Origin of the sequence: Paenibacillus sp. FSL R5-0470 (genome assembly GCF_037975205.1) — a bacterium.
GTDB lineage: Bacteria > Bacillota > Bacilli > Paenibacillales > Paenibacillaceae > Paenibacillus_AQ.
Genome location: NZ_CP150238.1, coordinates 3684084 through 3709473 on the forward strand (window position 1 = coordinate 3684084; position 25390 = coordinate 3709473).

27 protein-coding genes and 2 riboswitches are annotated in these 25390 nt (G+C 42.4%); of the genes, 2 read left to right on the forward strand and 25 right to left on the reverse strand.

The features are described 5' to 3' along the window. Positions 1 to 22 precede the first annotated feature (22 nt). The 10 genes from MKY99_RS16080 to MKY99_RS16125 all read right to left on the reverse strand — a co-directional run bounded on the left by MKY99_RS16080 (position 23) and on the right by MKY99_RS16125 (position 7944). Positions 23 to 937, reverse strand: a complete 915-nt coding sequence (locus MKY99_RS16080; RefSeq protein WP_339264961.1) for a DMT family transporter — start codon at positions 935 to 937, stop codon at positions 23 to 25. A 141-nt stretch (positions 938 to 1078) separates the two neighbouring features. Next, complete coding sequence (locus MKY99_RS16085) at positions 1079 to 2215, reverse strand: zinc-dependent alcohol dehydrogenase (RefSeq protein ID WP_339271679.1); 1137 nt, start codon at positions 2213 to 2215, stop codon at positions 1079 to 1081. Positions 2216 to 2296: 81 nt separating this feature from the next. Next, positions 2297 to 3115: a VanW family protein gene (locus MKY99_RS16090; protein WP_339264963.1), complete on the reverse strand. Its 819-nt coding sequence runs from the start codon at positions 3113 to 3115 to the stop codon at positions 2297 to 2299. Continuing rightward, positions 3116 to 3640 (reverse strand): cysteine hydrolase family protein, encoded by a 525-nt coding sequence (locus MKY99_RS16095; protein ID WP_042188616.1) that lies wholly within the window; start codon positions 3638 to 3640, stop codon positions 3116 to 3118. Between the two features lie 128 nt (positions 3641 to 3768). Next, on the reverse strand, positions 3769 to 4491 hold the full coding sequence (gene queE / locus MKY99_RS16100; protein ID WP_339264965.1) for a 7-carboxy-7-deazaguanine synthase QueE: 723 nt from the start codon (positions 4489 to 4491) through the stop codon (positions 3769 to 3771). Next, on the reverse strand, positions 4484 to 4966 hold the full coding sequence (locus MKY99_RS16105; protein ID WP_076283605.1) for a 6-carboxytetrahydropterin synthase: 483 nt from the start codon (positions 4964 to 4966) through the stop codon (positions 4484 to 4486). Before MKY99_RS16105 ends, queE begins: the two co-directional genes overlap by 8 nt. Next, positions 4966 to 5634: a 7-cyano-7-deazaguanine synthase QueC gene (queC, locus tag MKY99_RS16110; RefSeq protein ID WP_339271681.1), complete on the reverse strand. Its 669-nt coding sequence runs from the start codon at positions 5632 to 5634 to the stop codon at positions 4966 to 4968. The genes MKY99_RS16105 and queC overlap by 1 nt, the downstream gene beginning before the upstream one ends. A gap of 23 nt (positions 5635 to 5657) precedes the next feature. Next, a complete protein-coding gene (gene queF / locus MKY99_RS16115) occupies positions 5658 to 6131 on the reverse strand; it encodes a preQ(1) synthase (RefSeq protein ID WP_042193989.1) in 474 nt (157 codons plus the stop codon). A 163-nt stretch (positions 6132 to 6294) separates the two neighbouring features. Then, positions 6295 to 6338, reverse strand: a riboswitch (PreQ1 riboswitch). A gap of 74 nt (positions 6339 to 6412) precedes the next feature. Next, positions 6413 to 7006, reverse strand: a complete 594-nt coding sequence (locus tag MKY99_RS16120) for an ABC transporter permease (protein ID WP_339264969.1) — start codon at positions 7004 to 7006, stop codon at positions 6413 to 6415. Positions 7007 to 7095: 89 nt separating this feature from the next. Beyond that, positions 7096 to 7944, reverse strand: coding sequence for an ABC transporter ATP-binding protein (locus MKY99_RS16125; RefSeq protein ID WP_339264971.1), 849 nt, complete (start codon positions 7942 to 7944; stop codon positions 7096 to 7098). Positions 7945 to 8157: 213 nt separating this feature from the next. Here MKY99_RS16125 and MKY99_RS16130 point away from each other — a divergent pair, with 213 nt between their 5' ends. After that, the gene (locus MKY99_RS16130; protein WP_042188628.1) at positions 8158 to 8493 is read left to right on the forward strand and encodes a hypothetical protein; all 336 of its coding nucleotides are present in this window, start codon (positions 8158 to 8160) and stop codon (positions 8491 to 8493) included. Positions 8494 to 8553: 60 nt separating this feature from the next. Here the strand turns inward: MKY99_RS16130 and murB are convergent, their stop codons facing one another. The 15 genes from murB to MKY99_RS16205 form a co-directional block, all read right to left on the reverse strand. After that, positions 8554 to 9465: a UDP-N-acetylmuramate dehydrogenase gene (gene murB, locus MKY99_RS16135; RefSeq protein WP_339264973.1), complete on the reverse strand. Its 912-nt coding sequence runs from the start codon at positions 9463 to 9465 to the stop codon at positions 8554 to 8556. 149 nt (positions 9466 to 9614) lie between these two features. Further along, positions 9615 to 10415, reverse strand: coding sequence for an ABC transporter ATP-binding protein (locus tag MKY99_RS16140; protein WP_042188632.1), 801 nt, complete (start codon positions 10413 to 10415; stop codon positions 9615 to 9617). A gap of 75 nt (positions 10416 to 10490) precedes the next feature. Further along, on the reverse strand, positions 10491 to 11525 hold the full coding sequence (locus MKY99_RS16145) for an iron ABC transporter permease (RefSeq protein WP_042188634.1): 1035 nt from the start codon (positions 11523 to 11525) through the stop codon (positions 10491 to 10493). Then, positions 11525 to 12580: an iron ABC transporter permease gene (locus tag MKY99_RS16150; RefSeq protein WP_339264976.1), complete on the reverse strand. Its 1056-nt coding sequence runs from the start codon at positions 12578 to 12580 to the stop codon at positions 11525 to 11527. Before MKY99_RS16150 ends, MKY99_RS16145 begins: the two co-directional genes overlap by 1 nt. A gap of 221 nt (positions 12581 to 12801) precedes the next feature. Beyond that, positions 12802 to 13800, reverse strand: a complete 999-nt coding sequence (locus MKY99_RS16155) for an ABC transporter substrate-binding protein (protein ID WP_339264978.1) — start codon at positions 13798 to 13800, stop codon at positions 12802 to 12804. 203 nt (positions 13801 to 14003) lie between these two features. Continuing rightward, positions 14004 to 15821 carry an APC family permease gene (locus tag MKY99_RS16160; RefSeq protein ID WP_339241452.1) on the reverse strand — a complete coding sequence of 606 codons (1818 nt, stop codon included), beginning with the start codon at positions 15819 to 15821 and terminating at the stop codon, positions 14004 to 14006. A 123-nt stretch (positions 15822 to 15944) separates the two neighbouring features. Further along, positions 15945 to 16103: riboswitch (cyclic di-AMP (ydaO/yuaA leader) on the reverse strand. 197 nt (positions 16104 to 16300) lie between these two features. Beyond that, positions 16301 to 16765: a disulfide oxidoreductase gene (locus MKY99_RS16165; RefSeq protein WP_042128176.1), complete on the reverse strand. Its 465-nt coding sequence runs from the start codon at positions 16763 to 16765 to the stop codon at positions 16301 to 16303. After that, on the reverse strand, positions 16762 to 17514 hold the full coding sequence (locus tag MKY99_RS16170) for a thioredoxin domain-containing protein (protein ID WP_042188642.1): 753 nt from the start codon (positions 17512 to 17514) through the stop codon (positions 16762 to 16764). The genes MKY99_RS16165 and MKY99_RS16170 overlap by 4 nt, the downstream gene beginning before the upstream one ends. Before the next feature lie 159 nt (positions 17515 to 17673). After that, on the reverse strand, positions 17674 to 18990 hold the full coding sequence (locus MKY99_RS16175) for a hemolysin family protein (RefSeq protein WP_042188644.1): 1317 nt from the start codon (positions 18988 to 18990) through the stop codon (positions 17674 to 17676). Positions 18991 to 19302: 312 nt separating this feature from the next. Next, entirely contained in the window at positions 19303 to 19782 is a 480-nt protein-coding gene (gerQ, locus tag MKY99_RS16180; RefSeq protein ID WP_094875742.1) for a spore coat protein GerQ, read from the reverse strand. 125 nt (positions 19783 to 19907) lie between these two features. Next, positions 19908 to 20339 (reverse strand): cell wall hydrolase, encoded by a 432-nt coding sequence (locus MKY99_RS16185; protein WP_042188711.1) that lies wholly within the window; start codon positions 20337 to 20339, stop codon positions 19908 to 19910. Between the two features lie 213 nt (positions 20340 to 20552). Continuing rightward, positions 20553 to 20945, reverse strand: a complete 393-nt coding sequence (locus tag MKY99_RS16190; protein ID WP_042194012.1) for a DUF2500 domain-containing protein — start codon at positions 20943 to 20945, stop codon at positions 20553 to 20555. Positions 20946 to 21136: 191 nt separating this feature from the next. Further along, positions 21137 to 21313, reverse strand: a complete 177-nt coding sequence (locus MKY99_RS16195; protein ID WP_179085723.1) for a hypothetical protein — start codon at positions 21311 to 21313, stop codon at positions 21137 to 21139. A 241-nt stretch (positions 21314 to 21554) separates the two neighbouring features. Beyond that, positions 21555 to 22844: a YCF48-related protein gene (locus MKY99_RS16200; protein ID WP_339264984.1), complete on the reverse strand. Its 1290-nt coding sequence runs from the start codon at positions 22842 to 22844 to the stop codon at positions 21555 to 21557. A gap of 26 nt (positions 22845 to 22870) precedes the next feature. Further along, positions 22871 to 24253 carry an amino acid permease gene (locus MKY99_RS16205; protein WP_339264986.1) on the reverse strand — a complete coding sequence of 461 codons (1383 nt, stop codon included), beginning with the start codon at positions 24251 to 24253 and terminating at the stop codon, positions 22871 to 22873. A 172-nt stretch (positions 24254 to 24425) separates the two neighbouring features. Between MKY99_RS16205 and MKY99_RS16210 the strand changes: the two genes are divergently transcribed. Continuing rightward, positions 24426 to 25349, forward strand: coding sequence for an L-lactate dehydrogenase (locus tag MKY99_RS16210; protein ID WP_042188714.1), 924 nt, complete (start codon positions 24426 to 24428; stop codon positions 25347 to 25349). Positions 25350 to 25390 lie beyond the last annotated feature (41 nt).

Below are 25390 nucleotides of genomic sequence, written 5' to 3' on the forward strand. Positions count from 1 at the left end.
CCCTTTATGATTAAAATATCTGTTATGAAGCATTCTGAATGGCTTCTGCCACCTGAATCGTTTTATTTCTTCCAGTATACAAATATACGCCAAGTCCAAACATAACCAAAAGTCCACCTGCCCATTGTAGCGCAGTTAATTGTTCACCCAAGAGCAGATACGCGAGGATACTTGCCCCCACTGGTTCTCCTAAGATGTTCATAGATACCGTAGTTGCGGATACATACTGAAGCAGCCAATTAAATAAAATATGGCCAAACACCGTAGGAACAACTGCTAGCAATAGGAAAATCCCCCACTCTTTCGCAGGATAATTGAAAAAGGAGATCCCCATAATCAGATTGTATATGGCAAACACACCAGCCGCTGATAAGAAAACTATCAAGCTGTACAGGTATGAGGGCATGCGCACTACAAGCTTTTGACCGATAAGCATATGCACAGCTACCGCTACTGTTCCTCCAACCGATAACAAATCACCTTTAAGATTATCTGAAGAGATACCAATATCTCCCCAACCGATAAACACTACTCCGCCAATAGCAATACTCAGCCCAAGAATAGCAGACACAGCCGTTCTTTCCTTATACAAAAAATAAACGCCCAGCATAATAAACACTGGCTCCAGCGCCATGATCATCGTTGAACTAGCTACCGAAGTATACTTCAAAGAGCCCATCCAAAGCAAAAAATGTAGAGCTAGCATAGTGCCTGAGAGCACAAGCATGATCCAGTCTTTTTTACGAAGAGCAAACGCTGCTCCGCTGTATGGTCTTGCAAAAGGCAACATCAGCAGCGAGGTGAACAACAGCCGATACATTCCTTGTATAGATGCTGGCGCTGCTGACCACTTAATAAAAATGGCGGAAAAAGAGATGGCCACAATCCCAATCAACATTAAAATCGGAATAGGAAGTGGCGGTTTTTTAAGCTTCACATGGTACGCGTCCTTTCACTATCTTAAGTCACTTATGTTAATTTAACGCAGACCGTGAAAAAATGCATCTATTTTCATTAGATTTCACTAAAAAAAGCATAAGCAATGTCATTTCTGACGAGAGCTCATGCTTCTTAAAGGCTAAGGTTTCAGAACCACCTTTATGCAATCCTCTTTTTTCTCACTAAAAATGTCATAGCCATGCTCCGCTTTGCTGATAGGCAAGCGATGTGTAATGATATCTGTGGGATCAAATTTATTCTCTTTAATCATCTTATAAAGCAAAGGCATATAGTGAATCACTGGAGCCTGTCCCATTTTTAAAGTAATGTTGCGTTCAAATAGATGACCCAAAGGGAACATATTATAATTAAGCCCATAAACTCCTACAAGCTGAATAGTTCCGAATTTACGTACGATATCCGAGGCCATTCTAAATGCACTGAGTGAGCCTCCCTGTAGCTTCAGAGTGGTTTCCACTTTCTCCAAAGCAGATATTTTGGCATCCAAACCTACACAGTCAATAACTACATCTGCGCCCCCATGTGTTATCTCTTTCAAATGAGCTTCAATATCCTTAATCTCTTCAAAGTTGTAAATTTCGACATTATTGTTCAGCTTCGAATGCTGCAGACGGTAGCCAATATGATCAACTGCAATTACTCTTGAGGCGCCTTTGATCCAGGCAAACTTCTGAGTAAGCAGACCAACAGGCCCGCAACCGAGAACAATGACTGTATCCCCTGGCTTCACTCCGCCGCTTTCTACTCCCCACCAAGCAGTAGGAACAATATCAGATAAGAAAAGAATTTTCTCATCTTCCATTTCTGCATCCTCAGGAACGACAAAAGGGCCGAAATTACCATAAGGAACCCGCAGTAATTCGGCTTGCCCTCCTGCAAAGCCCCCATAAGTATCGGAATAACCCAGATATCCGCCTGTATCCTTGGCGTCATTAGCATTGTCGCATTGACTCTCCATCTCATGCTGGCAGAAGTAGCACTGACCACAGGCTACATTAAAGGGAATAATGATCCGGTCGCCTTTCTTGACTTTAGTTACGTCTGGACCGGTCTCCTCAACAATGCCCATGGGCTCATGACCAATAACATAGTCATCATGCATTCCTGGAATTTCACCGTTAAAAATGTGCAGATCTGAGCCACAAATCGCTGTAGAAGTAATTCGAACGATAATGTCATCCTTTTTCTCAATCTTCGGATCAGCAACCTCTTTAACTTTCACTTTCTTCTTCCCTTGGTAGGTTAATGCTTTCATGCTGTTAATCCGCTCCTTTGAGTATAGCATAGGATAGAACAATAACGTGTCTTCTATGTTATAACCCATTACCTTATCCTCTTATCCATGAAGAAGCGGAGAATACATCATAAGCGCATAGTTATCCGTTACAGCTTCATCTCCAACTAGGTCGCCGGTACGTGTGAATACTTTTCGACTAATCTTGTTACTGCGTATATACCCTCCCCAAGGTTCTAAACTAATCCGATGATCACTTTCGTACACTTCATATTTATAAAGGGACTGCTCATCGCATCTCCATTCCCCATGCAAATGGCTGTCATCCAGCCAGAGCTTTAATTGATATGTTTGATTCGTGTTATTCTTCATTTGAAGATCCAAATAATTATAAGAACAGGTGGCCCCGCTTCCAAATGGCTGTGTACGCTGTTCATCTGGAAATACATCATAGCTGTGCCGATGCCGTTCTGTAACCGTAAGAGGTGTATGCAGTGTCATCCAGTAGATCAGATTGGACAACTGGCACAGTCCCCCGCCGACTCCAGAATGGAAGCCACCATAATGCAGCACCATCCCGTCCAGATACCCTTTTCGCTTACTGGGCTTACCAATGCTTCTCCAATAGGAAAAAGTCTCACCCGGGCGCACCAAGAGCCCATTCAGTTTCGCTATCGCCAGACGTAAATTGGTTATTTTATTGTATTGAAGCACCATATCTACATTCCGTAGACTTCTTAATAACGGTGTAGCATGAGCCATCACTTCATTAGATAAAATTTCACTAGTGCGCTGCTTCGCCACCTTGCTGCGGCTAGTGCACCATTTCAAATATCTTTTCCAAATAAAATATCGCTTTCCGGCAAATAGTCTAAGTCGAGAACGCTGAATAGGTTTCATGGCAGCCTGAGGTGTACTCATCTAGAACTGAACCTCGCTTTCAGCTCGTAACTGGGCGAATCTCCCTCCGATTACCGCATTATGATGCTTAACGATCTCACTACTATTCAGAACCCCATTATCAAAGGTGCTATGAGCATCTTGGACGAGAACACTCTTATACCCCATACTGTATGCGCGTCTTATTGTCGTATCTAAGCAGAACTCACTTTGCATCCCACAAATCACCAGATTCGTGATCCCCAGCTTCTGTAGCTCCTCTTGCAGTTCGGTTCGGTGAAAAGCATCCCAAGTAGGCTTCTCCACAATAACTTCGCCTTCCTGCGGTGTGATGCGGTGACTGATCTGCCATGTGGGCGTACCTTTTGTATATTCCTCATCTTCGGTGTGTTGAATATAAACTATTGGAGTACCTGCTACCCTAGCTTTGTTCTGAAGGGAAATAATTCTCTCCATTACACCCTCTTCATCGTACAGCTTTTGATCAGGATAGGAGAACATAGCTTCTTGAACATCGATAATTAATAGTGCAGTTGAATTTCCCATTTAGTACCTCCTACAATTTTTATGAAAATCATACCAGATTATGGGACATTCTATCTACCTATTTAAAGGCTTAAATCAATAAAAAAAGGGCATCTGCTGAGCAGACACCCGTTACATTTAAATACTTTTTACTTGCCACGTTTATTATGCCAGATCAATGCATGCAGCTGTGGAAGGACACGTACTCTATTCATCTCAGAGTCTACGATTACTTTATTAAACAACCATTCCAGCCTTCCCAAAAGTCGAGCAGAAATGTCGCCTTCTTCAGTGACATCATCATTCCCAGGCTGCAGAAAGAGCTGCACATTGGGATATCGCTGGTGAATGTCTTTTGCATAATTAAAGTCCTTATCATCAAACACAACGACTTTAAGACTGTGCGTAGAGCGGCCCAGATTCTCCATCTTACTCATGATGTTATCTAGTATTTCCCAATTCGTCGTCATCCCTGAGCTTGGCGGCTTCGGACTAATGGTCAGCACATCCACGTTATTGAACCATTCCTGCCATTTACTGCCCTGAGTTTCTATTGCAGCTTGTATCCCTCGCTCATGTAGCTGGTTAATAAAAGAGCCCAGCCCATCACCAATCAAAGCAGGATTTCCGCCTGAAATCGTAACACAGTCGAAATTATCTCCAGCTATAGCTAAAAGTTCATTCATAATTTCATCCGAGGTCATCATTCGAACCTTATCCTTAGCAGTACCATCCCAAGTAAAAGCAGAGTCACACCAGCCACAGCGATAATCACAGCCATAGGTGCGGACAAACATTGTCTTCACACCAATTACCGCACCTTCACCTTGAATGGTCGGACCGAACATTTCAATTACAGGAATCTTACTCACAGTCACAGCCTCCATATAAACGGTAGGATGGCCCTTCATCCGGAACATCTTCAGCCAGCACCTCTGCCCAGGAGGTTGGAGTCTCCCATAGCTTTACCGAGTACAAAGGCAGCCCTGCTTGCTTAAGCTTGTAGGCAATATATGAAGACATATTCTCCACTGTGGTGCGGAATGACAACAAGGCTACTTTGGAGCCCGTATTCGTTAACGTCTCTAACACAGGTTCATTTCCCATAGCAAGAAAAGCGTGATCTAAACGATCTACAAGGCTTTGTTGTACAGTCGCCTTGATATCGCTGAAGTCAATAACAAACCCTTCGTCTGAATGGCCTTCCGTAGCCTCTGGTTTGCCCTTAAGCACTACTTCGAGCTTATAAGTATGTCCGTGCAGATTGCTGCATTTCCCTTTGTGACCAATTAGTTGATGCGCCGCATCAAACGTAAATATTTTGCAGACTGAAACCTCGTTAAGCATTAAGAACCGGCCTCCATTCTCTCCGCCTCATATTGCTCAAGACCACGCTGACGCAACAGACAGGCTGGACAAGTACCGCAGCCACTGCCAATAATACCGTTGTAACAGGTCAATGTTTGTTCGCGAACATAATCAAAATAACCAAGTTCATCTGCCATCTTCCACGTTTCCTTTTTATCCAGCCACATCAATGGAGTGTGTATCGCAAACTCATAGTCCATAGATAAATTCAGCGTAACATTCAATGATTTCACAAATACATCACGGCAGTCCGGATACCCGCTAAAGTCCGTTTGGCAGACACCAGTGACGATATGGGAGTATCCCAATTGTTTAGCTAATATTGCGGAAAAAGACAAAAATAACAGATTCCGTCCGTCAACAAATGTACTAGGAAGCTCATCACCTTCGCCAGCAACGATATCAATATCCTGGCGGGTTAGTGCATTTGGAGCCAGCTGATTAAGCAGCCCAAGATCAAGGATATGCTGTTTTACATTAAACTTAGCTGCTATTTCTGTAGCAACTTCGATTTCAGCCGCATGACGCTGATTATAATTAAAGGTAACTACCTGCACTTCCTCAAAATGCTTCAATGCCCAAACCAGGCAAGTGGTGCTATCTTGTCCGCCGCTAAATACGACGAGTGCTTTTTTGTTCATCTTAATCTCTCCTTATCAACTTGTTGGGATTAGCGGTTATCCACTTTTTCTGGATAGAGGTCGTGATTCATTAAGCGGTGCTCCGCCATCGCCTCATACTTCGTACCCGGTCTTCCATAGTTGCAATAAGGATCAATAGATATGCCTCCACGCGGAGTGAACTTGCCCCATACCTCAATGTATCGTGGGTCCATCAGTGAGATCAGATCATTCATAATAATGTTGACGCAGTCCTCATGAAAGTCACCGTGGTTACGGAAGCTAAACAGATACAGCTTTAATGATTTAGATTCCACCATTTTCTGTTCAGGAATATACGAAATATACAATGTGGCAAAATCCGGCTGACCTGTAACAGGACATAAGCTAGTAAACTCAGGGCAGTTGAATTTAACAAAATAATCACGCCCTGGATGCTTGTTATCAAACACCTCAAGAATAGCTGGATCATAACCAAACTTGTACTGCGTTCCCTGATTACCAAGTAAAGTGACTTCTTGCATTTCCTCTTTCAATCTTCCTTCTGACACGACAAAAAACCCCTCTCTTTTCCTTCGACCTTGGCCGGTAATGGAAAGAAGAACGAGATTTCGAAAACTTTGCTCCACTAAGAAGAAACGGAAGCAACGTCCGGGTTAAGGACTGCATCCGCTTATAAGATTTAATATACTCTTAGTTTTTTATAGAGGGAGTTCGCGAACCTCTCCTGCACAATCCGTGCAGACTTCTTCTTCATGCATATTGCGTCTTGAACTATACCATGGTAATTTGCTTCTGACAAGTTCTACGCTTTGCCCGTCTTCCAAATCCAGAGCGAAAGCACCACAATCCACAAGAGCAAAAGCAGGCTTTCTAGGAGCAATACTCCTTCTCCATTTAGAATACTGTTCAAATTCTGGACGATTTCAATACTTGGCAGAATAACAAAGATCGGATAAGTCCATTCTGGAAGAGCGACGTACACAGAAGCAACTAAGAAAAAAACAACCATAAATGCGGAGCTGATGGCTGAACCATTTTTGGAGGAACTTACCTTTAAACCAATGATAATTCCAACTTGTACAAAGATAATTCCACCCAATAACATATACAATAAGGAAGGGAGTAAATCCATTGTCAAACCTTGATTTAGTACATAAACAATCAGCTGTGATAACAAAGAAAAAACAAGAACAGATCCAGCTTTCGCTGTAATAATCTGGCCTCTGCTTAGCGGAGTAATCAACAGCGCATCATAAGTCTTACTCTCCCGCTCCTCAATTAATCCTGGGCCGGTAATCATGATCCCAACCATCACTTGCGCAAATAATATCCATGTAGAAAGAAGCATGAAGTCCAAACCGCTCTTGTCCACTACAGTGATGATAATTTTAGCCATAAATATAGGCAAAATTATTAGAATTACAGTCGCAGGATTACGCAGTATATCCTTACTTTCATGTTTATACAGCTTCCATATCTGATAACTCAACTTAGCTCACTTCCCGTCAGGGCAGCGAATACATCTGCCAGCGAAGCTTCTTTGCTGTGCATACTTAGAATTTGATTCGTAGACATTAACTGATAGATATGATCTTTAGTAGCTTCTTCTGCAATCGGCCAGGATTTCATAACCACTTTACCATCCTGCTGATATTTAACTTCAATTTCTGGTTTACCATAAATGGTCTTAAGTCTATGCGGTTCATCGAGTGCCACCAAGGCACCAGCGTGCATGATGCCCACTCTATCGCTCAATGCCTCGGCTTCGTGCATATCATGCGTCGTTAAGACGATGGTTGTGCCTTCTTCTTGAATTCTCTTGACGTGATTACGTATGAGTGAAGCTGAATTTGGATCTAACCCACTTGTAGGCTCATCTAAAAACAACACTTGAGGCTTATGTAATAATGCTCTGGCGATTAGAACACGCTGCTTCCAGCCTTTGGATAAGCTGCTTACTTTAGCTTTTTCCTTATCTAACAGCTGGAGGGTTTCCATGACTTCATTCACTCGATTTCCTGCTACCCTATACAGATCAGCGAACAGCTCCAGATTATTTCGAATAGAACTACGCATGTATAGGTTCGGAAGCTCGAAAACAACACCAATTTGAGCATGGATTTCTTTTTTATGACGTGAAATATTCATGCCATTAATTAAAATCTCTCCGCTTGTAGACTGAAGAAGCCCTGTCATCATTCGCATCGTTGTAGTCTTCCCTGCACCATTGGGACCTAGAAATCCAAAGACCTCACCTTTCTCCACCGTGAAAGTAATTTGATCAACTGCACACCTCTCCTGATAATATTTTGAGACCTCAGTTAGCTGAATCAATAACACTCCCCCCTTTTTAGAATAGTTAACTTTCTTCTATCCTTATTCTGGTTGTAGAGGATTATCTCTGTTGTTGCTATTCTGTAACATTCGCTATTCCTTAGTACCTTCCTTTGTTCAAATCCGCTCAGATGTGGCGAAAATAAGGATTCAAATCCTAAGAAAAGGGTAACTTAAACATAATAATCTTCGAGGTAAGGGTGGGATCATCTAATGGAACAAAGTATACAGAAACTTATGGACTGGATTAACAGTCATGTGAATGAAACTATTGTAATTGAAAAGAAAGAGCTTCGTGATCTGGATAAAATTCATTTTAATCTAGAGGCTGTTGAGTTTCGGAGTGCGGAGGATGTTATCGATGATTATCTTGGGAGTGCATTAATATTAAAAGGATTTGGCAGCACTTTAAACGCCGATGGTGAGCTAGTATCGCTACCACACTCCACCTATGACTTAGCTATTGACGGGCTTCGGATTGAGGACATAAGTGATCGCAAGGCGGAAATAACTACTGAAAGAGCTAAATATACCCTTTCAGTGGATTAAACCATTTGTAACGACAGCAAAAGAGCCCACAGTAATCTGTGGGCTCTTTCTAATTAATAGTTACTCTTCCCCAATGATCTCCACTTCAGTTTCAAGCTCCACGCCGAATTTATCCTTCACAGTCGCTCTTACATGGTGAATTAGCCCGATGTAATCGCTGGCGGTTGCATTATCTGCATTTACAATAAACCCTGCATGCTTCTTGGATACCTCAGCACCACCGATTCTTGTTCCCTGCAAGCCACTCTCTTGAATTAACTGACCTGCAAACCGACCTGGAGGACGTTTAAAGACACTACCACAGGAAGGATACTCAAGCGGTTGCTTGGATTCACGCAAGTAAGTAAGTTCATCCATTTTCGCCTTGATGGATAATGCATCTCCGGAAGTCATAGCAAATTTCGCCTCAAGCACGATGTATTCACCGCTTGCGAACACGCTTTTTCTGTAACCCCATTGCAGTTCATCCCCTTGCAGAGTCACCAATTGCCCGCTCTTAGTTATAGCCAGCGCACTGTGCAATACATCTTTAACTTCTCCGCCATAAGCACCTGCGTTCATGTAAAGCGCTCCACCAACCGTTCCTGGAATGCCACAGGCGAACTCAAGACCCGTAAGCTCCATATCCAGTGCATATCTGGAAACATCAATAATCTTGGCTCCACACTCCGCATATAAGAGATTGTCACGAATCCCCATTTCGGTTAATCCTGCCGTTTGCAGCACGATCCCACGCACACCGCCATCACGGATAATCACGTTGGAGCCGTTCCCAAGTACCGTAAGGGTGATCCCATTCTGTTCCGCATATGTAACGATCTTTTGAATTTCCTCATAAGTAGCTGGTGCTGCCAAAATATCAGCTTTACCGCCCATTTTAGTATACACGTGATCTTTTAAGTTCTCATGACTCTTCACAATCCCTGTAGTCATTAGCTGCTCTAGGTCATTTTGAATTTTGTCAATATTCATGTTTCATGCTCCTTTAACCATGTATAAATGATGGTCCTTGATCTATTTTTAGTAGTAGTATCATGGATTTGTAGGCAACCACAACTGTAACAACGAACAGGCTCCCTTGTCAATGACGGGAGCCTGTTCGTTGTATGATTTCAATATAATTATACGGCTTTGTAGGCCGCAAGCTCGTAAGGAAGACACAGCGGCACACCTGTACGTGGATCTGGAACAATATCTGCCTCAATTCCAAACACTTCCCGCAATACATCTGGTGTCATAACTTCTGTAGGTGAGCCTTCACTAACCACAGTACCAGACTTAATAGCTACCATATGCTGCGCATAACGAGTAGCATGATTCAAGTCATGCACGACCATGATAATGGTACGGCCTTCTTCCTCATTCAGCTTTTGCAGAAGCTGTAGAACTTCAAGCTGGTGAGCCATATCTAGAAATGTTGTTGGTTCGTCCAGGAATAGAATGTCAGTTTCTTGCGCCAATGCCATAGCGATCCAAGCACGCTGACGTTGTCCTCCAGATAAGCGGTCAATCGGACGGTCATGGAAAGGCTCCATACCTGTAACAGTGATTGCGTTGGAGATAATGCTGCGATCCTCTGCTGTCATTGTGCCAAATCCTTTTTGATGCGGGAAGCGACCATAGCTGACAAGTTCAGAGACCGTTAGTCCGTCTGGAGCCGTTGGGTTTTGCGGTAAGATCGCAAGCTGACGAGCTACCTCTTTCGTTGAAAAGTTATGGATCGATTTGCCGTCCAGCATTACGCTGCCGCTCTTAGGCTTCATGATCCGGGCCATTGTTTTAAGAATTGTAGATTTACCAGAACCGTTAGCGCCCACTAGTGCGGTTATTTTTCCCGTAGGGATAGTTAAGTTCAACCCTTTAACAATTGTAGCCTCTGCATACCCAATACTTAACTCTTCTGTGTTCAAACGTTCTGACATGTTAACAACTCCTTAAAAGTTTTATGGAGCTATGCTCCTAGAATGAACTACATAGTAAAACTCGCTTCGTACGCATTATGCTTTCGATTTGGCGAGTAAATATAAAAAGTAAGGTGCACCAATGATCGCAACCACGATGCCTGTTGGAACTTCTGCAGGCTGTAACACCCATCTGCCGATAGTATCAGCAGTAATCATAAGAAGCGCCCCTGTCAACGCACTAGCAGGCAATAATACCTGATGACGGGGTCCCACAAGCTTGCGGGCAAGATGTGGTGCAATTAGGCCGACAAAGCCAATTCCTCCACTTACAGCAACGCAGGAGCCGGCAAGCGCAACTGCAGTCACTAGAAGGAGAATACGCTCCTTCTCCACTCGCATTCCAAGTCCTACTGAAGTATGGTCCCCTAGATTCAATACATTAAGAATACGGGCTTTATAGAAGGCGAACGGTAACAGAATCGCTATCCAAGGTAGCAGAGCAAGGACGAATCTCCAATCGCCCCCCCATATTTTCCCGGCGATCCAAGTCGCTACAAACTGATAATTATTGGGATCAAGCCGAAGTGCCAACACCAGCTGGCAAGCGTTAATTCCGGCAGCGACTGCAATCCCGATAAGGATCAACCTTGTTGGAGATAGACCATCTGCTTTTCTATAAGCAAGAATATAGATTAAAGCGGCGGTTAAGCTAGCCCCTCCAAGCGCTAAGAGCGGCAAGACAAATACCGGAGCTGCTGTTGTAGCCGGAAAAAACGAGATAAAAATGATTACCGCAAAACCAGCACCCGCACTTATGCCCAGCGTAGCCGGTTCGGCAAGTGCATTTCTTGCGAGACTTTGTAAAATACAGCCTGACACTGCAAAGCCCGCTCCAACCAACAATGAAATTACGATGCGAGGTAATCTGAAATCAAATAAGATAAGCTTTTGCTGATGAGTTCCATCACCCAGCAGTGTATGTAATACCTCCCGTGGGGATAGACGCATAAATCCTGTATTCATACTGACAATAAAAACAACAACGATCAATATGGCAAGGACCGCTAACACTGTAATAGCACGTGTACGGCGTTCATTTTCATTGGGAGAAAGGGTTGTTCTGTGCATTACAGCTCCCCCTTCCGCTTACTCGCTAAGTAAATAAAGAAAGGTACACCGATGATGGCAATTAATGCGCCTAGCGGCGTCTCATAAGGGGCATTTATCATTCTAGCGGCGATATCCGCAAAGATGATCAATAAGCTCCCAAGAACTGCCGAGCAAGGAATGATCCACCGATAATCTACTCCAACGAAATAACGTGCTACATGTGGAATAATTAGTCCTATAAAAGCAATCGGGCCAACCATTGAGACTGCACTTCCGGCAAGAACTACTACAACAATCATACATGCCAACTGTACTAATCTTGTCCGCTGCCCCAGACCAACTGCAACTTCTCTTCCTAAGCTGAGCAAGGTGACAGACCGCGATAACATCATCGCTGCGATTAATGCCACGAACACCCAAGGAAAAATAATCTTGATCTGAGTCCAGCTTGCCCCGCCCATTCCGCCAGCCAACCAGAAGGCTATATCTTGGGATAAGTTAAAAAGAATAGCTATGCCCTGACTAACAGCAACTAGTAGTGCACTTACCGCGGAACCTGCCAGCGTCAAACGTAAAGGTGTAAGGCCATTAAAAGATAGCGACCCGATTCCAAATACGATAAAAGAAGCTATAGCAGCACCTATAAAACAAAACAACATAAGTGAAGTGAAGGAGAGCGAAGGTGCAAAAGCAAAAACTATGGCCAGCGCTACACCTGCTCCCGCATTCAAGCCTAACAGACCTGAATCCGCAAGAGGGTTCCTTGTCATCCCCTGCATGATTGCCCCTGCTACTGCGAAGCAAGCACCGACCAATGCACCTGCTATCGCGCGTGGAAATCGCAGTTCTCTTATCACCTGATGTTTTTGTACATCTGGATTGAAATGAAATATTGCTTCCCATACCGTAGCTAGCTTGATATCTGCCGCACCCACTGAGACCGAAAGTGCCAGTCCAAAGGCAATGGCAGCGAGTCCAATCACTAGAATACCCATTGCAGCTGCCGGTCGGGTATGTATAGCTTTTTGTGTATCATTTTTATTACGATGTGCGAAATCTGAGGGTGAAACCATGAGTCGTCTCCTTAATCGATAGTTACAATGGTCTATATGATAACAACAATCATTCTCATTATCGCAAAAAAAATTAGGTTGTACAATTGTAGGAGTTATTTTTCAGTAATACAGGAATGGTTTATAAAAAAATGGTGCAGATCTAAGTATCCTAAGATACTTGATCTGCACGCCCTTCCCCACCCAAATGATAAGTCTCATTCAAGGTGAATTACGACTTTTTATTTCACAAAACTTTTTAACACATCGTCAATAATTTTGCCACCAGCGTTCGCACCACTGTATAGCCAACTGCTTGTTGAGCTCATTTCATGCACATTACCAGCTTTTACAGCCGGGATGCCTTTCCAAATTGCACTGTCCAGAATCTCCGAACCCTCAGTCTTATCACTATTTACAAGGATAATATGATCTGCTGTCAGCTCAGAAAGCTTCTCTAGCGAAATTGGATTCCAAGTAGCTCTTGTACCAACAGGAATTTCTGTTACTAAGTTAGGCAGCTTTACACCAAGGTCTGTATATAATACAGCACCACTGCTGCGGGTTTCGTCTACAATATAGAAGTTCTTTTGTACCAACCATAAAATCGCCACGGACTCATCTCCAATAGCTCCTTTAAGCTTTTCTTTCGCTGCAGCCGCCTTGTCTTCATAATCTTTAATGGCTTTCTCTGCTTCAGGGGTCTTGTTCAGAATTTCACCAATCTTGAGTAGCGATTTACGCCAATCTTGATTTAGCTTATCCCCAATCACATAAGTCGGTGCAATCTTATTCAGTTGGTCATAGATACCATTCTGTACAGATGACTCCGATGGGATGAGGATAAGATCCGGAGCGAAGCTGGTTACTGCCTCGAGCGGAAGATCGTAGCTGATCGTAGGAACATCCTTCAATTCAGTGGACAGATAATCTTGAATACCATTAGTCACTGACCATTGCGCTACTGGAGTCACACCTAGAGTTACCAAAGCATCCTCCAAATAAGAACCCAGTACACGCCCAGGATTAGCTGGAATCGTTACTTCATGTCCCATTGCATCCGTTAACGTCTTAGGAGCTGCAGGAGCTTCAGCAGTAGGTGCCGTCGTTGGCTCTGTTCCTGCGTTTGAAGCGTTACCGGGATTATTATTACCGCAAGCGGATAAGAATAGCACCATCACCATTAATCCGACCATCATTAATTTCATGCTTCCAAATCTTTTTCTGTTAAACAAAAACATTAAATACCCTCCTAGTGTGTACATCCTATGTTATTCAAAGGTGTTGACTACCTCAGTCTCACTTTTAAATGATATTGATTCTCATTCTCTATGTCAACATATAAATTTTAAATTTTGTGGATTTGCAATAATTTCCTTCTTAAAAATACAAAAAAAAGGCTATATTCCGAACGTTCCGGATATAGCCTCTCCTTAATGATCCATTATTTATTCAAATGATATGGGACAGTCGCAACTACAACATCTTTTGAATTCATTAGATACGAACGGATTAAAAAGCTGGTCTGATTATGAAGTACAGCTTGCCACCAATGCTTAGTTATAAACTGTGGAATCAGAATCGTGATATGATCCGTCGCTGCGGTCTTCCACTCCACTGTATCAATAAATTTCACTAACGGACGAATAATACTGCGATATCTGGAACGAAGTACGATCAGGCGTACACCCGGATTCCATTCCTCCCACCGTTGCTCCATTTTTTGAATGTCCTCTTCATCAAAGCCAACATACACGGCTACAACATTATCCGTTAGAGACTTGGCATAGCTGATGGAATGTAGTACAGCACGTGTTACACCCGCAACTGGAACAACAACTGTACTGCCTTTAATCAAAGGTTTATCTGTACTCGGACATATACGAAGCTGATCTGCAGTGTTCAAATAGTGCCTGTGAATCCGGTGGAACACGAACATTACAGCAGGTAAGAAAATGAAAGCCATCCATACGCTTGAGAATTTAGTGATGATAAAAATAAGCGTAATCGTCAATGTAGTCAGCATACCGATGGTATTTACAACAAATCTTTTTTTCCATCCCGCTGGTTTTGTTTTAAACCAATGAACCATCATTCCTAGCTGTGACAATGTGAAAGGAATGAATACACCAACCGCATAAAGTGGAATCAAGCTTTCTGTATTTCCGTGGAATGCAGCTACAAGAACAGCAGACAGAACACCTAGAAAAATAATACCATTAGAGAAACCTAGACGGTCACCACGAACCATAAAAGCATGTGGCATATATTTATCTTTTGCAAACATAAATGCGAGCAGCGGGAACGCTGAGTAAGCTGTATTAGCTGCCAAGAACAAAATTACTGCTGTGATACCTTGAATGAAAAAATATAAGGTTCCGCGGCCAAAGGTCGATTCAGCGATCTGAGAAACAACCGTTGCCTTTTCATCAGGCACTATGCCGTACCAATACGCCAGTAGTGTGATACCTGTAAACATAAATCCAAGTATAACCCCCATGACCATTAGGGTCTTGGCTGCGTTCTTTTCAGCTGGTGCTTTAAAGTTTGGAATGGCATTAGATACAGCCTCTACACCCGTAAGTGCCGAACAGCCAGAACTGAAGGCTTTTAATAGTAGAAACAAACTAACATTAGAAACAGCAGAGCCAATTTCAGGGACATTCGCATGCACGCCACCTGCTGCATATTTAATAACACCGGAGATTATCAAGACTACAATCGACACCACAAACAAATACACTGGGATTGCGATGAATGAAGCTGATTCTGTAACTCCGCGAAGATTAATCAAAGTAAGTAAAATAATAACTGATACTGCAATAAGAACTGTGTGATTATGAAGACTTGGAAAAGCCGATGTGATCGCATCCGTCCCTGCCGACGCACTAACAGCTACGGTCAGAATGTAATCCACTAACAAAGACCCTCCTGCTAAGAGCCCTGTCGGAACACCAAGATTACTCTTGGCAACGATGTAAGCTCCGCCTCCCTGAGGATAAGCGTAAATCGTCTGCCGATAGGATAAAATCAGGATGGCCAGCAGGCCCAATACGGCTAATGCAATTGGCAGGGAATACCAGATGGCAGTAAACCCCGCAGCCACCAGTACAATCAAAATTTGTTCCGTTCCGTAGGCTACAGACGAGAGCGCATCAGAAGACAGGACAGCCAGTGCTTTAACCTTGGATAACTTTTCATGATCGAGTTCGTTCGACTTCATCGGACGCCCGATCAATAGTCGTTTTACCTTGCTTACCATGGTGGATACAGTTCCTTTCTTTGGGAGCTGAAACGGAATTTCCGCGCGCTGTTTTCATTGGTGGATTTCATAAATGCAGACACTAAAAATAGCATACGGAAATGATCCGCATGCTATGCATGGTCATTATCCCACCTTTGCTTACGAGGTTAGCTGGCGGATTCGGGCTGTGGTTTAGCCCTACGGTATAAGTCTAATCGACCCATTCCGATTCACCCCATTGGCACATATGCCAAGTTTGGTTCCCCCGTTTTTCCTAAGAAAATTCAGCGCATATTCAACTTCTCACAAGGTCTAATATTAGTCTACAAAGTGTATACAGTAAAGCGTTGAAAAAAATGAAAAAAGAATGAAAAAACATCCAGTAAGCGCAAATACAGCGTCTTATTGGATGCTCTCTTTCATTCTCTTCAATTATCCCTCTGGATCGTGTTTTTAATCACTTTTCACATTTTTTCGGATCCTTTAAAATTAAAAAATCAAAATCCTAAACTTTCCTCTGTATCTAACTCCATCACTTCTTCTTCCTTGCGTCCGTACCAAAGTAAAATGCTAATTAAAGCAAAAGCGATTAATGCAAGGAAAGGAATCGTAATGAATCCAAAAAAGTTCAAGTAATCCTTATTACAAGGAACACCAATTGTACAAGGAAGCACTTTACTTAACGCAGGAATCTTCTGCTCCGCATAATGATAGATCGAGATACTGCCACCAATCAAGCTTAGTGGAAGTACATATGGGATAATCCTTTTATCCCCTCGAAAGGTTGCAATTCCCAAGAGGAATAACTGAGGATACATAAAAATTCGCTGAAACCAGCAAAGCTTACAAGGTTCATATTTCAATACTTCGCTCAGATACAAGCTACCAGCAACAGCAACTAAAGAGACGAACCAGGCCAGATACAGGCAGTTACGCTTGCAAAAAGATAGGAACTTTGTCACTTTGCCTCCACAGCTTTTGCGGCGTCGTTAATTTCAGTTGAAATCGCTTCAATGTTAAATGGATCCGCAGTCATTACTCCATTGATATAAAGGGATGGTGTAGTCGTCACCCCAGCTTCACTAGCTAACTGCATACCCTTATTCAGCTCATCTGCATACGTACGATCTTTAATATCTTTACGAAGCAGTTCGTAATCGATAGCTAACTTCTCTTTCTCCGCAAGGCTTACTAAGAAATCTTCAGTCGCCCATTCTTCGCTCTCATCACCTTGCTGAGCATATACAGCATCATAGAACTTCCAGAATTCATCATGATTCTGATGGTAAACAGATAATGCAGCAAGTGAGGCAGTTTCAGAGTCTGGACCAACGAAAGCCATATTTACAAAGTAGAGCGCTGCTTTTCCCTCGTTGACAAAATCTTGAACAATTTTCGGTTTAACTGAAGTTGCAAACTGGGAACACGCTGGACATTTCAAGTCTCCAAATTCAACAATTTTAACAGGTGCATCCTCTTTACCGACTCTAGGTAGCTCACTGTAATTGAATGCTACTGGTTCTCCCGAAGTTGCATTTTTTGCGGCATCTTTCGAAGCTAACATAAACAATCCAACAAAAATGATGACTACTAAAGCAATTGAACTAATAATTAAAATTCTCGTCTTCTGCTTTTGCTGCTCCTGTTCTACCCGCCGTTTCTCTTGTTTGCTAAGCTGGGGAACGCTTGTACTTTTATTAGGTTTACTCAAGGAGAGTTCCTTTCTGTCCTCTGTGGACTAATGTAGTTTTTATCATATACATTTAAAATTATATAATTTTTATTCTCTTTTTGGCAAACTATACTGTAAAAACACTGTAAAAAAGACACAGCGCTATAGCACTGTGTCCTAATATTACTAATAAGTTCGTTATGCACCAGCTTCTTCAGTCAATAGCTGTAACTTCAGCAGCTTAATTCGAGAAATCCGCTTATTATCCGTTTCTTCCACAATAAACAGATGATCATCAAATTCTACAGACTGTCCTTTTTGAGGTGGATTAACCTCCAATTTAGAATACAGCCAACCGCCTATCGTATCATAATCCTCGGTATCCATATGGAGCCCCAAAAGATCATTGATCTCTTCAATAAGCATCAAGCCGTCGATGGAGTGTTCATCCTCCCCCAGCTTCTCAACACCAGGACGTTCCTCATCGAACTCATCCTGAATTTCTCCTACAATTTCCTCCATGATATCTTCCAGCGTAACCATTCCTGATGTTCCACCGTACTCATCAATCAGAATGGCGATTTGTGTCTTTGCGCGCTGCATGACTTTCAGCAGAGCACTAATCTGTATAGATTCTGGTACGGTTAGTATAGGACGAATCAATTTATTATAGCTTTGTTCACGATCCCTAATTAAGTCCTTGATATGAATAAAGCCTAGGATATGATCCTTATCACCATCACAGACTGGGTAACGCGTCCTCATTCCATCAAAAGCAATCTCAAGGTTCTCTTCCGTTGAAAGATGATTATTCAGGCAGATCATTTCTGTTCGAGGAATCATGATCTCACGGGCCATTGTGTCCACAAATTCAAAAATATTGTCAACCAGCGCCATTTCGGTATTATCAATAAAGCCGCTTTTATTACTTTCTTGCATGATAATACGGATTTCTTCTTCCGTATGCGCCGTTCCCAGCTCTGAAGCAGGGGATAAACGGAAGATCCGTAATAAACCACGTGCCAGCCCATTTACGATCCAAATCACTGGATACATGATCTTGTAAAACACATTCATCGGCCCAGATGTTAGCAAAAGGACAGATTCAGCCTTGTTAACTGCAATAGTCTTAGGTGCAAGCTCTCCTAGTACGATATGCAAGATAGTGATAAACATTAGAGCAATAATCAAAGATACAACATTAACAGCGGTTACTCCAAAACCTATACTTCCTAATAAGGGCCCAACAAGGTTAGCTATAGCGGGTTGCCCCAACCATCCTAGCGCAAGTGAAGCCAATGTAATACCAAGCTGACAGGCGGATAGATAACCTTCCAAGTTGCGTACGATGCTTCTCGCTTTTAAAGCTTTTTTACTACCTTCTTCAATAAGGGTATCAATTCTACCGCTTCGTACTTTCACCATTGCGTATTCGACTGAAACAAAAAATCCATTTAATAATACCAACAAAATAATAAGACCTACGTGTAATATACCGGGTAAAGGGTCGCTCAATTTATAATCCTATCCATCATTCTCCGTACGGATGGATAGGCCCACCTCCTTCGTTTTTTCAGAGTATCGGCAAGAAGCTTGCCAGTTGTTCCTTTCAGTATCAATTTCCCAATGGTTTCATCTCCAGTCTGGAATCACGTTTTTGAATATATACTTTATTATATTAATATATTGGGGCAAACCGCAAGCATGCGTGTCCTTTCGAAAAAAAATGGGTCTTTATTCCCCTTATTATTCCAAAATATCAGTATGTATAAAGAAAACCCCCTCACCGTTAAGTGTTGGGGTTCATCCAGAAATATAAGGACTTGATTAGCGACAGTTTCTTGTTGTTGGAGGATTGCCGATCACTCCAGGGTACTGGTAAGTAAGGGGCTCATCAAATGTAGCATAATCAAAATAAATCATAAGTAATACAGTACGCTGACCAGTTACTGGGTCACTAATAATAATGTGGTCACGGCCCGCAGCTTCCAGCACACCCTTGTAAACTTTGGCATTCCACTCTTTGTTATTTTCATAAGTAAAATAAAATGTACCTACTTTGCCTAAATTCAGTCTGAAAATATTTTCGATATACGATTGTTCAAACTGTTGAGGTGGGTTTTGAACTACAACCCCTCCTGGTGTCATTGGACTTCCACTGCTAACTTGTGGCGGCATGCTACCCATGCCTTGCATGCCTTGCATTCCTTGCATTCCTTGCATTCCTGTAGACATTGGCATTTGCATACCTGAAGAAGAAACACTACCAATAGTATAAGTGACGGGACGGTATGGTTGAACGATCATTTAATGAAACCTCCTAAATGTTTATCGGAGCAGTTGCTCCCTTTGGACACAAAAGAACCTTTGCACTAGCTTACTGAGAGAATTACTCATAATAATGAGTAATTCTCTTTTACACAGTTACCCTGTTAATTACCAATAAATACAGACGGACAATCTTCTCCAGTCGGAGTAAAGAAGCAATGAGCTTTAAAGCGGCCTGTGTTTTGTTGGTTATACCAGGTTGGAGGGCAATCTCCTACAGGACGGAAGAACCATAAAGCATTGGTCGCTGGCCATGTTCTTTCACCTGCAATTGCACGTTTAGCAAGTCGGATATCTGCTTCTCTTGCTCGTTGATAGAAGTAGCTTTTCTGCGGGGCTTCAAATCCTCCTGGACTTTGATAGACCATGTCATTCACATTACGAATGTTCAAAAAATCAAGGCAATTGCCAAGAATCCGGTTGACACCAACATTGCCGACCATAAGCATACCGAGATCTCCATCTTCCTCAGCTTCCGCTCTCATCAACCGCGCTAGCACCTTCACATCTTCCGAGTTCGTTTTGATGACGGCCACGCTGTCTCCTCCTTGGGGTTGCTTCGTAAACAACCTCGTTCTTAACTGCATGGTGTATTGTATGTGCATTAGCCCAAGAGGTGACAGTTCCAACCTAATTTTAAAGCCATTTGCTTTCCCTTAGGTTCTTAATAGTCCGCAAATAAAAACCATTCTCTCTGCTCCGTTGAATGGAACAGAAGAATGGTTTAAGTATGAAAGTATAGCTAATGACTACTCCGCTGTGGAGTATTGTGGTTGTCGCTCAAATCCGTGATATCTAGTTCCTTGATAGGTAAGCATGCCTTTATCGCCTTCTGCACTCATGCCATATTCATGGCCATCTACTTTAAATTCAATTCGACTGCCCCCATTCAATTCGTACGTTAAGTAGTAGGTTGTACTCGTACGACTTGAACCATTATCTTCTTGAACCTGCTGCTGCCTTATTTCACTCCGCTTGCTGACGATACGGGCAGGGATGGTTAGCATGGGTGAGCTATTGTTCCGGCTCCATTGAAGCAAACCCCTGCCTGCTGATACTGCAAGAATACCAACCATTACAATGAGAAATATTGGCATCACTGTTCCAGAGAAATCAAACATCCATGAAAGATCCGGGCCCATTCCCATGACATTTTCCCCCTTCATACCCATTAATTCAACCCTTAACTTAACTTCAGGCACTTCTGTACATGTATATGCCTCTTCTAGTCCAGAAAGCATTAAATTAGTGAGACTTCATGCAAAAAGACCACTTCGTTTTCTTAGAAATCAAGAAATCGAGTGGTCTTTAATCATAATTTTGAGTGATCAGATTAAGCATGAACGAGGTCTAGCAATTGCTTCGTTTCGTCAGTCTCAACATCTAACATACCATTGTCTGCCCAGCATGCTCTGCATTGTTCTTCCGTTTCACACAGGTGAGCGTCATCACAGTTGTAGCAAAGTTGCAGCAAGTTTCTTGTCATATAATCTGTTTCAAAAGTTTTCATTGTAATCTCTCCTATTCGAAAGTTAAGTTTGTGAAAATTTGAACTTGTTCTATGTGTTAAATATATCACACGATCATTTAAATGTCATGTGATTTTTTTCACATCCATAAAGAAAATTTTAATTAAGTTTTTTCCTTATATTCAATCAATCAAAAACATATTGATTTAGAAGTTCATTCTTATTCAAAAAAAGCTGTTTCAAAAGTATTATCCTCTACTTTTGAAACAGCTTCACTTCACTTTACATCACACGCCAACTAATCCCACCATTTGTAGTTTGTAAGAGGAGCGAGCGTTTTTGTTCTTTTTTCTCAAGTAAAAGCCATCCCACCTCTGTGGAAATAAACTCCATCTTAATCGTCTCAGGATATTCCTCAAGCTTAGACTGCAAAACACTGCTCTCCTTTAGAGGGAGCCAAGTTTTCCCTTGGTTAGCGGTATGGTAAAGAGTATCACCAATAATGGCCCAACCAACTTGCGAATTCAGAAACGTCGGAGCGCTCTGATGATTCCCTCCGGTTGGACTCTTTAATTCAAACGGTGTGAATTTCCAGTTATCTCCACCATTAGCGGTAAAGTAACCGTGGTAAGTAATCGTCTTATCTTTATCATTTTGGCAGCCCACAGACATCCAACCATTAGTCTTACTAGCATCGAAGAACTCTGGTTTGCCAGTAATGACTCTGTCACAGCTTTCCAGTTGTTCATTTACCAGAAAAGACTGTCCTGGATTCCAACTCTGACCACCGTCCTTAGTTATAAAGATCTTAGGAAGGGCACCGGTCTGCAAAGTCACAAATCCTTCTACACGACTCTTGAAGATCATTCCAGTACTTACACCTGTGAACGGGATCGAATGATTGGGAAGGTTCGGATTATACTGTTCATTCTGCATCACTTCTTCCCATGTGGCCCCACCGTCTGACGTTGAATAAATCGCCTTGCTTTCCTTATTAGGAGTAGCGTTCGCAGAGGTCATTAGCCATCCCTGAGTTGGTGAATTGAAATAAACGGAAGATACATTATTATCATCACCTAATGAAGAGATTTTCCAGCTTTTCCCTCCATCTGTGGTTCGTAGCACTATATTCTCTGTCGTACCAAAAGCACTTCTTATAATCCAACCATGGTTAGAGTCAGTAAAAAAGATACCTTTTCCATAGACAGGTGTGGACAGGAACTGCACATTGGGTGCAGGAGAAATATTAGCCCAGGTCGCCCCGTTATTATGGGTAACGTACAAACGAAGTTCATTTTTTGTTACACCCCATACCATGCCCTCTGTCTCACTAAGCAGATGAAAACCCGTAATTCGAGTTTGAACCTGATATTTCGGGCCACTCTCTTTGTTAGTATTGTTACTTGGTGGTGTAATCAGAGTAATCGTCTGTCCTTCTTCCGGTGCTTCTGTAGGCTGTGGCTGTGGAGAAGGCTCCGGTGGTGGTGAAGAACATGCTGAGACTATCCACGCTAAAAAAAATAGCATCATAAACATTCTTAGAGTTTTCAATCCAGCGGTTCTAGATGTCAATGCCCTCTCTCCTCTCAATTGGAATCTTATTTATGATTTAACTTACTATTACGGTAGCCGTATAGAAAATAGATCAGAAGTCCAAGACTCGTCCAAATCAGAAACCCAATCCATGTCTCACTTCCTAGATTATACATCAAATATCCGCATGTTGCCGCACTTAGCAATGGAATGAAGGGTACCCAGGGTACTCTGAACCCTCTTTTCATATTGGGATGAATAACACGCAGGGCAATTACCCCCAAAGAAACGACAAAGAAGGCAAACAGTGTTCCAATGCTTGTTAAGTTAGCCAATCGATCCAAAGGAATAAAGCCCGTTAATACAGCTATAATGATCCCAACCATCCACGTACTACGAATAGGTGTCTGTGTTTTAGCATTGATCTTAGACAATCCTCGTGGTAAAAGACCATCACGTGAGATTGCGAATAACAGTCGGGTTTGACCGAACAGCATTACGAGCAGTACAGTGGTCATTCCCGCAATAGCTCCAACAGAGATTAGACCCGCTATCATATCTTGATTTACAACACGAAGCGCATAAGAAACGGGATCACTAACATTGAGATCCGTATACGGTATAATACCTGTTAATACAAGTGAAACTAGGATATACAATACAGAACATATAGCAAGGGATGAAATAATCCCTATAGGCAAATCGCGCTGTGGCTGTTTTACTTCTTCTGCAGCAGTCGATAACGCATCAAAACCTATGTAGGCAAAGAAGACAGTTGCCGCACCGTTTACAACACCTTGATAGCCAAAGGGTAGAAATGGAGTCCAGTTCTCTGGTTTAACATAGAAAAATCCAGTTACGATAAACAAAAGCACTACAGCTATTTTGATAACGACCATAATCGCATTAAAACGAGCAGTCTCTTTAGTTCCCCGAGTTAGTAAGTAGGAAATTAGTAAAATGATTATTACTGCTGGTAAATTAATAATGGTACCTGCTTCCGCATTATACGCCCCGGATAGTGCTTTAGGAATATGGATACCAAAGCCCTCTAAAAGTCCCTGCAAATAGCCTGACCATCCACTGCTTACTGCAGCTGCTGCAACGCCATACTCTAACACAAGGTCCCAGCCCAAAATCCAAGCGAGTAATTCTCCAAAAGCTACATAACTATAAGCATAGGCACTTCCGGAGACTGGGATGGTCGATGCAAACTCTGAATAACAAAGGGCTGACAGCACGCAGGCAAACGCGGCTAACAGGAATGAAATGACAAGGCCAGGACCAGCGTGTTCTGCTGCCGCTACTCCTGTCATTACAAAAATACCAGTACCAATAATCGCTCCTACACCTAGCATGGTTAGATCCAGCGCACCAAGTGTTTTGTTTAACTTGGTTGCGCCCGAGTTTGAAGGTGCGATTAGCGGTTTTTTGCGAAATAAATCCATTCTTACATTCTCTCCTGTCTAGTCTTGTTGTCAAATTGATTAGAGAATTTCTATTAAGTATGCCCAAAATGGGGTAATGCATTAAATAAGACCTGCTTGAAAACAATATCGTTAGCGATTATGATGGACAAGATTAAAAGCTAAAAATTTTAATTACTGAGGAGATGGAATCATGGCCCCCCCGAAACCCAATCGTGTCGTAGTCATTGGTACTGGAGCAGTTGGTACAACAACAGCCTATACATTACTTCTACGGAGACGTATGCCTGAGCTCGTACTTATTGACGTTAATCAAAAGAAAGCCCTTGGAGAAGCATTGGATATGAATCACGGCATGCCCTTTGTTGGTGGTGTGAAGCTATGGGCTGGTACATATGAAGATTGCCGGGAAGCGGATATCATCATTGTAACTGCCGGTGCATCACAAAAACCGGGTGAAACCCGGATAGATCTTCTCCGCAAAAACATTTCAATTTTCAAAGATATCGTTCAAAAAATCACGAAATATAATCAACATGCGATACTACTTATTGCTACTAATCCTGTAGATATTTTGTCATATGCCACTTTGAAAATAAGCGGTTTTGATCGCAGAAGAGTCATCGGTTCCGGAACGGTGCTGGATAGTGCACGTTTTCGCTACCTGATTGGACGCCACAAAGAAATTGATCCACGCAGTATTCATGGTCAGATTATCGGGGAACATGGAGACTCGGAACTTCCTGTTTGGAGTCTAGCGAATGTTGCCGGGATTGATCTCGGTTTTGACGAAGCAGAACAAGATGAAATATTCCAGGATACTAAGAATGCCGCTTATGAAATTATTGATGCCAAAGGCTCAACCTCTTACGCAATAGCATTAGCACTAGATCGTATTGTAGTATCCATTCTTCATAATGAAGGTTCTGTATTGAACGTATCTACTTTATTGAATAATTATAACGGAGTTTCGGATGTCTACCTTGGCGCCCCCTGCGTCGTAGATCGGTCCGGTGTACGAGAAGTACTAGATCTTCCATTAAATGAGACAGAACGAGCTCTATTCCAGAAATCTGCCGAGAAGCTTAAAGCTGAGATAGCTAAGCTAGAACTATAAGCAAATGAATACATGGGGCTCTCCCTGTTGTCATGATACAT